The 14,847-nt window shown below is 71.1% G+C and carries 9 protein-coding genes; 4 read left to right on the forward strand and 5 right to left on the reverse strand.

The window, feature by feature from the left end:
• Positions 1-3: 3 nt before the first annotated feature.
• From ABFX50_RS05710 to ABFX50_RS05720, 3 genes are read right to left on the reverse strand one after another with little or no spacing between them, the layout of a single operon-like run.
• Complete coding sequence (locus ABFX50_RS05710; protein WP_346143857.1) at positions 4-1,569, reverse strand: hypothetical protein; 1,566 nt, start codon at positions 1,567-1,569, stop codon at positions 4-6.
• 45 nt (positions 1,570-1,614) lie between these two features.
• The gene (locus ABFX50_RS05715) at positions 1,615-3,399 is read right to left on the reverse strand and encodes a hypothetical protein (protein ID WP_346143859.1); all 1,785 of its coding nucleotides are present in this window, start codon (positions 3,397-3,399) and stop codon (positions 1,615-1,617) included.
• 5 nt (positions 3,400-3,404) lie between these two features.
• The gene (locus ABFX50_RS05720) at positions 3,405-5,795 is read right to left on the reverse strand and encodes a glycoside hydrolase family 2 protein (protein WP_346143861.1); all 2,391 of its coding nucleotides are present in this window, start codon (positions 5,793-5,795) and stop codon (positions 3,405-3,407) included.
• A gap of 190 nt (positions 5,796-5,985) precedes the next feature.
• On the opposite strand from ABFX50_RS05720, the gene ABFX50_RS05725 reads away from it, so the two are divergent.
• From ABFX50_RS05725 to ABFX50_RS05740, 4 genes are all read left to right on the forward strand, one after another.
• A complete protein-coding gene (locus ABFX50_RS05725) occupies positions 5,986-7,368 on the forward strand; it encodes an ABC transporter substrate-binding protein (protein WP_346143862.1) in 1,383 nt (460 codons plus the stop codon).
• A 19-nt stretch (positions 7,369-7,387) separates the two neighbouring features.
• On the forward strand, positions 7,388-8,341 hold the full coding sequence (locus tag ABFX50_RS05730) for a carbohydrate ABC transporter permease (RefSeq protein WP_346143864.1): 954 nt from the start codon (positions 7,388-7,390) through the stop codon (positions 8,339-8,341).
• Complete coding sequence (locus ABFX50_RS05735; protein ID WP_346143866.1) at positions 8,338-9,207, forward strand: carbohydrate ABC transporter permease; 870 nt, start codon at positions 8,338-8,340, stop codon at positions 9,205-9,207. Before ABFX50_RS05730 ends, ABFX50_RS05735 begins: the two co-directional genes overlap by 4 nt.
• Before the next feature lie 67 nt (positions 9,208-9,274).
• Positions 9,275-10,297 carry a LacI family DNA-binding transcriptional regulator gene (locus ABFX50_RS05740; RefSeq protein WP_183645407.1) on the forward strand — a complete coding sequence of 341 codons (1,023 nt, stop codon included), beginning with the start codon at positions 9,275-9,277 and terminating at the stop codon, positions 10,295-10,297.
• A 191-nt stretch (positions 10,298-10,488) separates the two neighbouring features.
• Here the strand turns inward: ABFX50_RS05740 and ABFX50_RS05745 are convergent, their stop codons facing one another.
• Both ABFX50_RS05745 and pcaDC read right to left on the reverse strand, forming a co-directional pair.
• The gene (locus ABFX50_RS05745) at positions 10,489-13,386 is read right to left on the reverse strand and encodes a hypothetical protein (protein WP_346143869.1); all 2,898 of its coding nucleotides are present in this window, start codon (positions 13,384-13,386) and stop codon (positions 10,489-10,491) included.
• 341 nt (positions 13,387-13,727) lie between these two features.
• Complete coding sequence (gene pcaDC / locus ABFX50_RS05750; protein WP_428834683.1) at positions 13,728-14,819, reverse strand: bifunctional 3-oxoadipate enol-lactonase/4-carboxymuconolactone decarboxylase PcaDC; 1,092 nt, start codon at positions 14,817-14,819, stop codon at positions 13,728-13,730.
• Positions 14,820-14,847 lie beyond the last annotated feature (28 nt).

Consider the following 14,847-nt stretch of genomic DNA (forward strand, 5'->3'; position numbering starts at 1 on the left):
CTCCTAGCCGTTCAGGTGGACCGCTTCGACGTTCCTGTTCGTCGCGCGCATGATGTCGGTCATCTCGTGGTAGGGCTGGTCCTGCTGGTTGGCCAGGCCCATGTTGAAGGCCTCGGTGGCGCCGGGTTTGCGGGTCACCGCCTGGTCGTAGTAAACGAACCAGGCGTAGCCCACGAACACCGGGCTCTTGGCCTGCGCCTCGACGAACGCCTTGAACTTCTCGCCCCTGTCGGCGATGCCGGTGGCGGTGATCGAGGGATTGTGGGAGGTGAGGCCGCGGTCGGGGTAGCAGAAGGAGAACTCGATGTTGATGATCGGCTTGTCGTGTGTCTCGTACTGCCGCAGGTAGTCGGCGCTGTCGGAGTACCAGTCGAAGGAGATCGCGTCCAGGTGCTCGATCCCGCCGACGTTCCACTCCGGGCTGGTCCGCCAGGTCGGCACCAGCGAGGAGCCGAGGAACAGGTGGTGCGGGTCGTGCCGTTTGATCGCCTGGCGCACCTTGCGGAAATAGGTCGCGGAGGCCTGGGTGATGAACGCCCGCACGTCGCCGTCCGGCACCCTGCCGATGTCGATCACCTCGTCGGCCAGCGCGCGGAAGGAGCGGGCATCGGTGCCCAGGATCTCGTTGACGCGGGCGAGATCCGCGCCGTAGGCCTGCTCGAGGTGGCGCACGAACGCCCTCTTGGCCGGCAGGTCAGCACCTCTCCGCACCACCTGGGCCACGATCTCCCTGTTCCAGCCCCGCTCGTTCTCGAAGAAGTAGCCGATGAGCCACGGGTCGTCGCGCATCCTGCGCATGCCGAAGTCGCCGAAGGCGCGATCGAGCTTGGCGGAGAAGTCACGGTCGAACGGGTCGATGCCCCAGCCCACCTTGATGACGTCGGTGGGCGTCGGCGCCCGCTCGATGTAGGGCATGACGACGGCAGGGTCCCTGTGCCACTTGCCCTGGGCGTTGAACCCCCAGTCGATCATCCGGCGCCGGCTGATGTCGCGCCACCTGTCCTTGTAGTCGTCGCCGTACTTGCGCATCAGGTTCGCCTTCAGGAAGCTCACCGTGTGCAGCCCCTGCTCGACGACGGCGTACGCGGCGGCGAACCGGTCACGGTCGGGCAGCTCCTCGAACAGCTCGCGAGGGCTGCCGTCGGCGTTGAGGTACAGGGTGCCGTAGCCCCACTCCTCCGCGGAGAAGGCGTCGACGCCCTTGAGGAAGAACAGGTGGCCGTCGGGGGTGACGAACCACCAGCGGCCCTCGACCTTCTCCAGGCGGAAGTATCCGCTCGCCTCGCGCCGCCCCAGCCGCTTCAGGCCGCCGTAGGCGTCATAGGTGGTGGTGTCGAAGGCGACGTCGGCCAGCCGCGCCGCCTCCTCGGCGTACTCGCGCCGCAGCTGCTCGTCCGAGGTGACCTTGCCTGGCCAGCTCTGGTGGAGGTACTGGCCGTAGCGGTCGACGAGCGCGGTGCCGGCAGCGTTCGCCGGTGCCGCCGTGGCCGCCCGGCCTTCGGCGAGCACGCCGGCCGCGGCGAGGGCTGGTACGCCGAGGAGCAGGCGTCGTCGTGATATCGGGGACATGGGTGTGGACTCCTTCTTGTGGGGGGAGTGAAACGTGTCCTGGAGCTACCTGTCGAAGGGCGTGGGTTCGGCCGGTGAGCTCACCCGCAGGCCGTCCCAGCGCCAGCGCAGCAGGCCGTCGCCGTCGTGGTCGCCGGTCACGGCGGCGGTGCCTGGCTGCTCGCCGGGGGCGAGCAGTTCCAGGGCGAAGGCGGCCCGCAGCCTGGTCTGGTGGAAGTCGAGCGGCGTGCTCGGCCCCTGGTACAGCCGCACCTCGACCCGCGCCTCGCCGTCGTCGTTGACGGCCTGCCAGGTTCTGGTCCGGTCGAGGAAGCGCGCGGGAGCGGTGTGCACGACCGCCTGCCGCTCCCCTGCGCGCAGGGCGAACACGCCGTCGCCCAGCTCGCGGGCCTCCACCCCGTGGCCCCGCAGGGTCACGCTCAGCCGCAGGTCGCCGACGTGGAAGACGCTGTCGGCGGGCCGGTCGAGCACGGGGTGGAAGTCGCCGGAGTCGTAGCTGAGCCACCAGGCCGACAGCACGCGCGGGCCTTCCTGATGCTGGCGGCACCAGGCGGCGCTCAGGTCGTGGCCGTTGAGCGACATCCGGGCCCGCAGGACCACGGCCGGGTCGTCGGGGGTGCGCCAGTATCCGAGCAGGGGGCGGCGCTGGACCCAGGCGAACTCCTCGTCGGCGGAGCCGAGGCAGGCGTCCTCGGCGAACCAGGACGTGCCGGTCGTGTCGGAGCTGAATCGGGTGCGCACCTGGTAGGGCACCGAGGGCAGCGCGCGGAAGCGTTCGGCGATGGGCCGCGGGCAGGGCAGCGGCGGCACCAGCAGCGGCGCGACCACCGGCGGCGGTGCCTGCGGCGGCCGCTCCTGGAGCGGCCCTTCCTGCGGCGGCCCTTCCTGCGACGGCACGTGCGGCACTGCCTGGCGGCTCGACTGCCCGGCCGCCACGATGGGCGCGCCCGTCTGCGCGCGCAGGTACGCGGCCAGGTCCGGCTGGATCCTGTCGTGGTAGGCGCGGCTCATCGGGCCGGCGAGCTGGCCGGTGCCGGGATGGAACCGCTCGGCCAGCGCCGCCCAGGTGAGCTCCCTCAGCTGCTCGGCGACGGCCCTGAAGGCTGGATCGGTCACGATCAGCGCGGCCCGCTCCAGCTCCTCCAGCACGACCCTCCCGTAGGCGGGGGAGTTGTACTCGGTGAACCCGCCGGCCTCGTCGTGAAGGGCGAGTACCGCGCGCAGCCGCCGCCTGCCGAAATCCAGCAGCAGCTCGCCGTCCACGAACTCCAGGGCGTCGTCGACGTCACGGGGGGCGGGGGCCGGGGCCTGGGGAGGGCCGGGGCGCAGCAGCTGTCCGGCCGCGGCGGTCGTCACGGCGCCCATCACCGCGATGTTGGTGTAGCCGGGATCGACGTTGCGGCGGAAGACGGACATCGCCGCGTGGTGGAGCGCGGCCCGCACTCGCCGCCGCACGCGAGGCTCGAGCAGCCGGCCGTGGACGGCGAGGACCTGCGCCAGCCGTACCCCGATGAAATCGGCCCAGTTCCAGTCGGCCGGGCTCATCTGCTCGGGCGGCTCCTCCATGAACCATCCCCAGATCCCGTAGTGAGCCGACATCGGGTCGGTCACCTGCAGGTCGGCCAGGGCGTCGAGCACCTCGCCCGCGCGGTCGGCCCTGCCCAGCCGCAGCAGCGCGATGGCGTAGTCGGCGGCCAGCTTGGTCTGGTGCGCCCGGGCGCCCTCGGGGACGCGGGTGTGGTAGCCGGGCCCGGTGGCGGGCGACCAGGGCATCCGCACGTCGGCGTCGTATCGCGCGTCGAGCTCCGCCACGTACTCCTCGAGTCGCATCCGTCCTACCTCCCGTCGTTGACGCAGCGCAGCACCGGGGCGCAGATCAGCGACGCGGGATCGAGGTCGCGGGAGCTGCGGACGTGGAAGACGGCTCGCTCGCCAGGCAGCAGCGTGATCATCATGTCGTCCACGGTGGCGTCCGGATCGAGCCGGTCGGGCAGGAGCGTCAGGTCGCGCAGCAGGGTCCTGGCGGTGACGGTGACGAGGTAGCCGTCGGCCACGGGCCGCACGCCCGCCTCGAAGCCTGCGGGGGGAAGCGCCAGGTCGACGTCCTCGGCGAAGAACCGGATGACGCGCGTCTCGTCCATGGCGGCCACCAGCAGCTCGGCCGAGGGGTCGGCGGCGGTGGCCACGTGGGGAGGCAGCGCGATCCTGCTCACGCTCCTCGGCGGCACCCGCACCCGCGCCGACTCCTTGGCCAGCGGCTCGCCGGTGAGGCTGCGGCGCACCAGCTCCAGCTCGCCCGACCATGGCTCGGGGCTGTCGTTGACGGCGACGAGGGCGCCGTCCTGGACGGTCAGCAGGCGGTCGGCGTAGGCGCGGCGCAGCGCGTACCAGAGGGGTTTGCGGCGCCCGTCGCCGTCGATCGCGGACCAGGAGGTGACCGGCCAGCAGTCGTTGAGCTGCCAGACGATCGTGCCCATGCAGGACGGCATGAGCGAGCGGAACCTCTCGACGCCGAAGCTCACCGCCCTGGCCTGGTTGAGCTGGGTGAGGAAGTGCCAGTCGTCGAAGGTGGCGGGCGGCGGCAGGTGCCCGTCCAGGCCGCGCAGGAGCTTGCGCTGACCGTCGACCGCCTTCTGGTGGGAGGAGTCGGCAGTGAGGGGGCCGTGCGTGACGGAGCGGCGCAGGGTGGCGTGGGTGGGAGGGCCCTGGAAGCCGAACTCGGCGACGAAGCGTGGCCGCCAGTCGGCGTAGCCGGTGTAGTCGCGCTCGTTCCAGACGTCCCAGATGTGGACGGTGCCGTGCTCGGGCGCGTTAGGATGGCGGCTGTCGTCGCCCGAGTACGGCGTGCCCGGCCAGTACGGCCTGCTGGGGTCGAGCTCGGCGACGATGCCGGGCAGCACGTCCAGGTAGTAGCCCGCGCCCCAGCTGCGGTCCGCCAGCTGCTCGCGCCAGCCCCAGTCGGCGTGGCCCATGAAGTTCTCGTTGTTGCCGATCCACAGCACCAGGCTGGGGTGCGGCGCCAGACGGACCACCTGCTCGCGGGCCTCGGCGGCGACCTCGGCGGCCAGGGGGTCGTCCTCGGGGTAGGCGGCGCAGGCGAACAGGAAGTCCTGGAAGACCAGGAGGCCGAGCTCGTCGGCCAGGTCGTAGAAGTCGTCGCTTTCGTACAGGCCGCCGCCCCACACCCGCAGCAGGTTGACGTTGGCCTCGCAGGCCTGGGCGAACCGCTCGGCCAGGCGCTCGCGGGTCACGCCTGCGGGAAAGCAGTCGTCGGGGATCCAGTTGGCGCCGCGCACGAACACCGGCACGTCGTTGACGACGAGGGTGAAAGCCGATCCCTGCTCGTCAGCGGTGGTGTCCAGCCGGATCGAGCGGAAGCCGACGTTGCGCCGCCAGGTCTGTCCCGTCTCCTCGAGCACGACGGTGAGCGGGCTGAGCGGCTGCGGGCCGTAGCCGCGGGGCCACCACAGGTCGGGCTCGTCCACGCGCATCTCCAGGACCGCCTCGCACGCGCCCGGCGCCAGCCGTGCCCGGGCGAAGGCCCCCGCGACGGTGGTGGTCAGCGTGATCGGGACGTCGGCGGCGCGTTCGACCGAGACGTGGACCCGCACCAGGCCGTCGCGCCCGTCGAGGGTGACCTCCGGGCGGACCTGGGCGAGGCGGGCGGTGCTCCAGGTGTGCAGGGCGGCCGGCCGCCAGATGCCGGAGGTGACGAGGGTGGGGCCCCAGTCCCAGCCGAAGTTGCAGGCCATCTTCCTGATGAACTGGTAGGGCTCGGGATAGGGGCTCGGGCGTCCGCCGCTGACGGCCCGTTGCGCCTCGGCGTGGTGGTACGGGGACTCGAACTCGACGGCCAGCGTGTTGCGGCCCTGACGCAGCAGCTCGCGGACGGGGAAGCGGTAGGAGCGGTGCATGTTGGCGACCGCGCCGACCCGCTCGCCGTTCAGGGTCACAGTGGCGACGGTGTCCAGACCGTCGAAGGCCAGGTCGGCCCGGTCGAAGTCGTCGCCGTCGACGGCGAAGTCGGTCTCGTACCGCCAGGCCGTACGGCCGATCCAGGCCAGTCCGTCCTCGTTGTCGTCCAGGTAGGGGTCAGCGATGAGCCCAGCCGCGAGCAGGTCGGTGTGCACGCAGCCGGGAACGGTGGCGGGCACGTTCTCGATGGCCACCTCGGACGAGACTGCGGTCACGGTCCACCCGTGATCCAGCGGTCGGTACACACTCACATGGTCTCCTCTGGATGCACTTAAGCGCATAAGCAATGGGGACGATATGGCCGCCGCTCCTTCAGGTCAATACCGTAATCAAGCTGGCATGCGATCCATGATCGCGCTTTATGAGGCGCTTCAGCGAAGTATTGACAACGGGGCGGATTGCCACCCATAGTGACGGCCCACCCCCTTGAACGGAGCTCTCATGCGAGAACGACCGCCGGGCCTGTATGCCGCCGCCCTCACCGCGCTCGCCGGCACTGCCCTCACCGCCGTCGCCGGCTGCTCGGGTGGCCCCGCCGAGCCCGCTTCGGGCGGGCGGACCCGGATCACCGTCGCGGACCTGCCGCCCACGACCCAGCAGAACGTGCGCCAGCAGTTTCTCAACCAGGTCGCGGCCTTCGAGAAGGCCAACCCCGACATCGACATCGAACCGCGCGAGTCCAAGTGGGAGGCCAAGACCTTCGCCACCCGCCTGGCCGGCGGCCAGGTGGAGACGGTCTTCCAGGTCCCGCTCACCGAGCCGCAGGGGCTGATCAAGCGGGGCCAGGTCGCCGACATCAGCGGTGAGGTCAGCGCGCTGCCGCATGCCGCCACGTTCGACAAGCGCGCGCTGGCGCCCGCGACCGACCAGGCCGGCCGCATCTACGGCCTGCCCACCAGCCAGTTCGCCCTCGGCCTCGTCTACAACAGGCAGCTGTTCGACAAGGCGGGCCTCGACGTCGCCAAGCCGCCGACGACCTGGGACGAGGTCCGCGCGGCGGCCAAGACGATCACCGACAAGACCGGGGTGCCCGGCTTCGGCGTACCGGCCACCAACAACACCGGCGGCTGGATCTTCACCACGATGACCTACACCTACGGCGGCCGCGTCCAGCAGGACAGTGGCGGCAAGGCCGTCGCCACCCTCGACACCGAGCAGTCCCGCGCCGTCCTCGGCCTGCTCAAGGGAATGCGCTGGACCGACGGCTCCATGGGCACCCAGCACCTGCGCAACGCGGCCGACCTGGCCAAGGACTTCGCCGCGGGCAAGGTCGCCATGATGATCGCCACGCCCAGCTCCTACACCGAGTTCGCGACCCAGTTCGGCGGCGCCGCCGAGGTGTTCGGCATGGCCGCGCTTCCCTCGGCCGGCACGCCTGCGACGCTGCTCGGCGGCAAGGTGGCCGTGGTCAGCCCCAAGGCCACCGCGGCCGAGCGGGCCGCCGCGGTGAAGTGGATCGACTTCTTCTTCCTCAAGCCGCGATACGACACCAAGGCCGCGGCGACGGTCGCCGCCGCCAAGGCCGCCGACGACGTCCCTGTCGGCTTCCCCTACGTCTCCCTGTACGGCCCCGCGGTCGCGGACCCGGTCCTGCAGGCCGAGCGCGAGCACGCCAACGTGCCGGTCGCCAACTTCGAGCCGTACGAGAAGGGCGTGGCCGCCCAAGAGTTCGTCACCGAGCCTGCCGTCGCGGGCCAGGACATGTACGCGGCGCTGGACACAGCGGTGCAGGCGATCCTGACGCGCGAGGACGCCGAGCCGGCCGAGGAGCTGCGCAAGGCCCAGGACAAGGCCGCCGCCGCGCTGGATCGGGCCCGGCAGTGACCGCAGGACGGGAGCGCCGATGACGACGCTGCACCCGCGCCCCGCACGGGATCGGCCGCAGGAGTCGCCGGCCGGTCCCGCGCGGGCAGGCCGCCGGTTCGGCCTGCCGCGCCGCCGGCCGCGTCCGGCGGGCTGGCTGTTCGTGCTGCCCATGGTGGCGGTGTTCGGATGCTTCGCGTGGTGGCCGATCGTGCGCGGCGCCGTGCTGAGCTTCCAGCGCACCAACCTGGTGGAGGCCCCCGTGTGGGTGGGGGCGGACAATTTCGCCGCGCTGCTGGCCGACCCGCTGCTGTGGATCACGGTCCGCAACACGCTCTGGTTCGTCGGGCTGGCGCTGATCCTGGGCTTCCCGCTGCCGATCCTGCTGGCCGTGGTGATGTCGGAACTGCGCAGGTTCGGCGGCCTGTTCCGGGTGCTGGTCTACCTGCCGGTGGCGGTCCCGCCCGTGGTGGCGGTGCTGATGTGGAAGTGGTTCTACGATCCGGACCACGGCCTGTTCAACCAGGCTCTGGCCACGGTCGGGCTGGGCCCCTTCCTCTGGCTGCAGGACACCACCACCGCGATGCCGAGCCTGGTGCTGGAGGCCACCTGGGCCGCCGCGGGCTCGACCGTGCTGATCTACCTGGCGGCGCTCACCTCGGTGCCGGGCGAGCTGTACGAGGCGGCCGAGATGGACGGCGCCTCCATCTGGCGGCGGCTGTGGCACGTGACCCTCCCGCACCTGAGGGGCGTCCTGCTCATCATGCTGCTGCTGCAGATCATCGGCACCTTCCGGGTCTTCACCGAGCCGTTCGTGCTCACCGACGGCGGGCCCGAGGACTCCACGGTGACGATCCTGCTGCTGATCTACCGCTACGCGTTCATCTACGGCGACTACGGCACGGCCGCCGCGCTCGGCGTCCTGCTGGCGATCGCGCTCGGCGTCGTCTCCGCCGTCTACCTGCGTCTGACCAGGAAATGGAGCCGTGCATGAGTGACGACCGCGGCCGGGGCATCGTCTCCGACCTCGACCGCCGGCGGCCCGCCATGCGCTGGTCCCTGCGGCTGACCCAGGGCGTGCTGCTGATGGCCACACTGGTGGTCGGACTGGGGCCGATCCTGTGGACCGCGAAGGGGGCGCTGTCCTCCACCCAGGAGCTGTTGCGCGAGCCGCTGCGGCTGTGGCCCTCCGATGTCCGGTGGGAGAACCTGGCGGCGGCATGGACGGAGCTGAGAGTCGGCCACTACCTGCTGAACACCGTCGTCCTGGTCGGCGGCTCGTGGTTCGTCCAGCTGTTCGTGGCCGCCACAGGGGCGTTCGCGCTCTCCGTGCTCAGGCCCAGGTTCGGCCGGTTGATCTACGGCGCGGTGCTGGTCACCCTCTTCGTCCCGTCCACCGTGTCACTGGTGGCGCTGTACCTGACGGTGCTCGACCTGTCTCTCGTGGACACCCCGTGGGCGGTGTGGCTGCCCGCGGGCGCGCACGCCTTCAACGTGCTGATCATGAAGCAGTTCTTCGACGCGCTGCCGCGGGAGCTGTACCAGGCCGCCCAGGTCGACGGGGCGGGTCCGTTCCGGCTTTTCTGGCAGATCGTCCTGCCGATGTCGCGGCCCATCCTGGCGGTAGTGTCGCTGCTGGCGGTGATGGACGCGTGGAAGGACTTCCTGTGGCCGATGGTCGCCATCTCCGACGCCGAGGCGCACCCGCTGGCCGTCGCGCTGCCCAGGCTGGCCGAGACGGCCGAGCAGAACCAGGTGATCGCCGGCATGCTCGTCGCGATCGTGCCGCCGGTGCTGCTCTTCCTGGTCTTCCAGCGGCACATCATCCGCGGCATCAGCTTCACCGGGCTCAAGGGATGACCGGAGTGATCCCCCCTGTACGGCGGACCGGCACCAGGCCCGCCGTACCAGCGGGTAAGGTGCGAGCGTGAAGCGGCCGACCATCGCCGACATCGCCCAGCGGGTGGGGGTCTCCCAGGGCGCGGTGTCCTACGCCCTCAACGGCCGCCCCGGCGTGTCGGAGGCGACACGAGCACGGGTGCTGAAGGTCGCCGACGAACTGGGCTGGCGGCCCAGTGCCGCGGCCCGCGCCCTCACCGGCGCCCACTCCGGCGCCATCGGCCTGGTGCTGTCCAGGCCGCCGAGCGTCCTCGGCGCCGAGCCGTTCTTCATGGAGCTGTTCAGCGGGATCGAGACAGCGCTGAAGCCCCAGTCGTACGCGCTGATGGTGCAGATGGCCGACGACCAGGACGCCGAGATCGAGGTCTACCGCCGCTGGTGGGCGGAGGGCCGCATCGACGGCGCCATCGTGGTGGAGGTGCACGTCGCCGACCGCCGCACCCCGGTGCTCGAGGCGCTCGGCATGCCCGCCGTGGTGATCGGCGGGCTGCCGGGCAGCGGCTCGCTGGTGTCCGTGCGGTCGGACGAGAGCGCGCCGGTGCACGAGACGGTGCAGTACCTCGCCGCGCTGGGCCATCGCAGGATCGCCCGCGTGGCGGGCCTTCCCCACCTCGTGCACACCAAGGTGAGGGACGAGGCCTTCGCCGAGGCCTGCGCCAGGCTGGGCCTGGAGGAATGCGCCACCCTGCACACCGACTACACCGGTGAGGAGGGAGCGCGCGCCACCCGGCGCCTGATCAGCTCCCCCACGCGGCCGACCGCGATCGTCTACGACAACGACATCATGGCGGTGGCCGGCCTGTCGGTGGCGCAGGAGATGCGCCTGCGCGTGCCCGACGACCTGTCCCTGGTCGCGTGGGACGACTCGCAGCTGGCCCAGGTGGTACGGCCGGCCCTGACCGCGATGCGGCGCGACGTGCCCGCCCTCGGCACGGCCGCTGCCCGCCTGCTGCTGTCGCTCATCGGAGGGGAGACGGTCTCCGACCTGGAGACCGAACCGGCCCAGCTCGCCCCGCGGGGCAGCACGGGCCCGCTGGCTCAGGACCGCTGAGGACAGAACCGCTGAAGGACAGGATCGCTGGAGGACAGGGCGGCTGAGGGCGGAACCGCCGAAGGACAGAACCGCTGAAGGACAGGGCGGCTGAGAACAGGACCGCTGGAAGGACAGGGCGGCGCCGGATCGGCGCCGCCCTGTCTCTCGCTCCCGCTCCTTTCAGGTCGGTCGCGGCCGCGGGCCGAGCCCTACCGTCGCGGCACCTTCATCCGCAGCGGCGCGGTCGTGGCCGTGCCGCCGCCGCTCGTGCCGCTGACCTTGAGGACGAGGGTGACGGTGGTGGGGCGGGAGGGAAGCCGGACGGTCCCGTCCGGTGCGACGATGTCGGGCCTGCTGGAGGAGGCGATCTCCAGGGTGAACGCCCGCGGCAGCCGCGGCAGGGTCAGCGCGGGCTCGTGCCCGCCGGTCACCGGCCCGAGCCGGGTGATGGAGTCGGCGACCATCGGGGCGGTGAGCTCACGCGTGCCGTGCAGGTGCACCAGTTCCAGCGTGAGGTTGGCGTCCCGCATGACGTCGGTCATCTCGGTGTAGGGCTGGTCCTGCTGGTTGAGCAGGCCGAAGTTGAAGCTCTCGCCGTCGCCGGGCCGTCCGGTGACGGCCTGGTCGTAGTAGACGAACCAGCCTGAGCCGACGAAGACCGGGCTGGCTGCCTGAGCCTCGACGAAAGAGCGGTACTTGGCGCCGCGCTCGGCGATCGTCGCCGAGCGGGTGGAGGCGTTGATCGCCCGCAGGCCGCGCTCGGTGGTGCTGAAGGAGTACTCGAGGTTGAGCACCGGCTTGTCGAGCGCCTCGTATTCGGACAGGTAAGCGGCGCTGTCGCTGTAGACGTCCAGTGACACCGCGTCCAACTGGTCGATGCCGCCGATGTTCCAGTCGAGGCTGGTCCGCCAGGTGGGCACCAGCGCGGAGCCCAGGAACAGGTGATGGGGATCCTGCTTCCTGATGGCGGTGCGCACAGCGGTGTAGTACGTCTTGGACGCCAGGCGGATGAACCCCTTCATGTCCTGCGCGGGCAGCCTGGCGACGTCGATCGGGGTCGCCGCCAGCGCCTCGAAGGAGTCGGCGGTCACGCCGAGGACCGCGTTGACCCGCGCCAGGTCCTGCCCGTAGGCGCCGGCCATGTAGGTCGCGAAGGCACGCTTGGCCGGGAGTGTGGCGTCCTTCAGCAGGATCTCCTTGACCACGTCGGAGTTCCAGCCGCGCTCGTTGTCGAAGAAGTAGCCGATCAGCCAGGGATCGGTGCTCCGCGCTGCCAGGCCGCGGGCGGCGATGTGCCGGTCGAGCTTGGCGGCGAACTCGGGGTCGAACGGGTCGATCGCCCACAACACCTTGATCACATCGGCGGGCGCGGGAACCTGGTCGATGTACGGCAGGCGCAGCCCCGGATCGCGGGCCCACTTGCTCAGCCCGTTGAACCCCCAGTCGACCAGCCGCCGCGTGGTGACCTTCCGCCACTCGCGCTCCCAGCCTCGCCCGTACTTGCGCATGAGGTTGGCCTTGACGAAGCTCACCACGTCGCCGCGCTCGGTCGTGGCGTAGGCCTCCCTGTAGCGCACCGGGTCGGGCAGCGACTCGAACACCTCACGCGGGCCGCCGTCTGGCTCCTTGTACAGCGTGCCGTACCCCCACTCGTCGTGGGAGACCGAGTCGACGCCCTTGAGCAGGAACGGGTAGCCGTCGGGGGTGACGAACCACCACTTCCCCTCGATCTTCCTGAGCCGGAAGAACCCTTCGGCGGGCTGCTTGCCCAGCGCCTTGACGCCGCCGTACCGGTCGTGGACGGCGCTGTCCAGGGACACCTCCTCCAGCCGCTCCCACTCCTGCTCGCGGTCTTCGCTCAGCCGGGCGTCGGAGGTCACCTTGCCCGGCCAGTCCTCGTACAGGTACTGGCCGTACTGGTCGGCCAGCTTGGTGTGGCGGCTCAGCTCGTGCCGCAGTCCGTCGGCATCCAGCGGCGGCGCGGGGTTCGGGCCCGTCTGTCCGCTGCCCCGGGTCAGCTCGATCTCCGAGAGCGGGATGTGCAGGTACTGGTTGCCTCTGCTGAGCTGGATCCGAAGGAAGCGGGCCGACCTGCCGGTCATCGGGATCTCGAGCCGGTAGTCGAGCTCGGTGCGGGCCCGCACCCCGCGGGTGGCGATCCGATAGGTGGTCTCCGCCTCGGCCCGGTAGGTGACGGTGATCTCGTCGAAGCCCCAGAACTGGTTCGGCGCCTTGCTGAAGATCTTGATCGTGTCGAGCGGGTGGTCGGCCAGCAGGTCGAAGACCACCGACACCGTCTTGGGGGCGTCGGCGCTGCCTCGCCATCCCACATAGCGGGTCAGGTCGCGGTCGAACAGCTCGCCGTGGCTGAACGGCACGACCCCTCCGCCGTTGTCCGGCACGCCGTCGTGCGGGGTGACCCCGGCGTAGTAGTTACCCGCGTCCACCATCCCCGGGCGCGGGATCTGCCTGACGGGCTTGGTGATCTCCGCGCGCAGCGCGTCCGCCGAGAACGGCGGCGCGGGGGAGGCACCCGGCTCGCCGGTGCCCGGGTGGACGGAGATCTCGTTCAGCGCCATGTGCTGGTACTCGTGCAGGCGGGCGATCGTGATGATGACCAGGCGGGCGGTACGGTTTCCCAGGTCCACGGTGAGGGTGTTGTTCAGCGGCACGCCCGCGGGCAGCGGGCTGGCGGTGCCGTACCAGGGCTGGGCTTTGATCGAGGTGTAGTCGTCGTCGGCCTCGGCGCGGGTGCGCACGGACACGGCGGCGATGCCGAAGTAGCGGTTGGGGGCGTTGCTGACGATCGTGATCTGTTCGAGCGGGTGGTCTCTCAGCAGGTCGATGACGACGGAGACCTCTTTGTACCTGGCCGAGCCGTCGCCTGCCCACTGGGCCCTGGTGGTGACCGACGCGTCGGCCAGCGCGCCATGGCCGAAGGCCAGCAGCCCGCTCTGGTTGAGGTCGGGGCCCGCGCCGGAGTTGGGCGCCTGGTCGTAGGCGTAGGCGCCGGTGGTCAGAGCGGGCTGGGGCTGGGCCCGCGCGGGCAGGGAGACCAGCAGCGGGACGACGAGCACGAGAAGTGCGGTCAGAAGCCTGGATAACACGAGCTGAAACCCTTCAGTGCTGTGGCTCCGCATCGGGGGCTTCATCGGAAAATGGCAGGACCTCCCCCGAGTGTTTCTCTGTTCCCGCTGCTCATCCGCGCTAGTCGCCGGTGCGTACACCTGGGTGGCCTGCTTCTTGCAGACGTCACGATGACGAAACATTCACGAGATGTCAACGACTTGTTCGCTGAATTGCTTAAGCGCTAAAGTCGGGTTGTGTCTGAGTCTCCATGTGCTGCGTCATGAGGTGGCGGTGCTGCGCACGCGCCGGAGCAGGCTTCGACGGCGCGGCGTTGCACAGGACGGCCTACGGCGTGGCCGCCCGCGTGGAGACGGGCGGGTCAGCGCCCTTCTTCCCTCAGCACCCGCTGGGCGACCGCGAAGGCGGAGTTGGCGGCCGGCACGCCGCAGTAGACGGCCGTCTGGAGCAGCACCTCGCCGATCTCGTCGGGGGTGAGCCCGTTGCGCAGCGCGCCCCGCACGTGCATGGCCAGCTCGTCGAGGTGACCGTGCGCGACCAGGGCGGTGAGGGTGATGCAGCTGCGGGTGCGGCGGTCGAGCCCTGGCCTGGTCCAGATCTCGCCCCACGCGTAGCGGGTGATGAGGTCCTGGAAGTCGCGGGTGAACGGCGTGGTCGCCGCGATCGCCCTGTCGACGTGGGCGTCGCCGAGCACGTCCCGCCGTACGCTCATGCCGGTGACAGGCGCGCGCAGGTGCGCCTCGAGGGCGGCCGTGACGGCCGCGGGCCTGTCCACGTTGGCCAGGTGGGCCGCCGAGGGGATCTCCACGAGCGTGGCGTCGGGCAGCCCGTCGGCCAGCTCCCTGCCATGGGAGGGCGGGGTGGCGGGGTCGTCGCGGCCCGCGACGACCAGGACGGGCCGGAGAATCCCACCGAGGTCGGCGCGCAGGTCGTAGCGGGCGAGCGCCTCGCAGCAGGCCGCGTACGACAGGGGATCGGTGGCCGCGAGGTCGTCGAGGAGGGCGGGGGAGGGCTCGCCCGCGAACCAGCGCGACCGCGCGCCCTCCAGCAGCGGGGCGGTGCCCTTGCCGCGCACCAGCGCGGCCCGCTCCAGCCAGGGCTGCCCTTCGCCGAAGCGCGCGGACGAGCACACCATGGCCAGCGACCTCACCCGCGAAGGGTGATGGAGCGCGAGGTGCGCGCCGATCGCGCCGCCGAGCGAGATGCCCGCGTAGTGGAAGTCGTCCCATCCCTGGGCGTCGGCCAGGCGCAGCACCAGCTCGGCCAGGCCGCCGACGGTCGCCACCTCGCCTGGCTGCGACCCGCCGTGCCCGGGCAGGTCGAAGCGGAGCACGCGGTGACGCAGCGCGAGCGCGCCCATCTGCGGCTCCCATACGCGCAGCGAGGTGCCGAGCGAGGGCCCGAGGATCAGCGGGACACCGCCCTCCCCGCCGTCGAGACGATGATGCGGCAGACTCACGCGCTCTCCCCGAGGGTGCGGC

The sequence above is a fragment of the Nonomuraea recticatena genome (assembly GCF_039533245.1).
GTDB classification, from domain to species: domain Bacteria; phylum Actinomycetota; class Actinomycetes; order Streptosporangiales; family Streptosporangiaceae; genus Nonomuraea; species Nonomuraea roseola.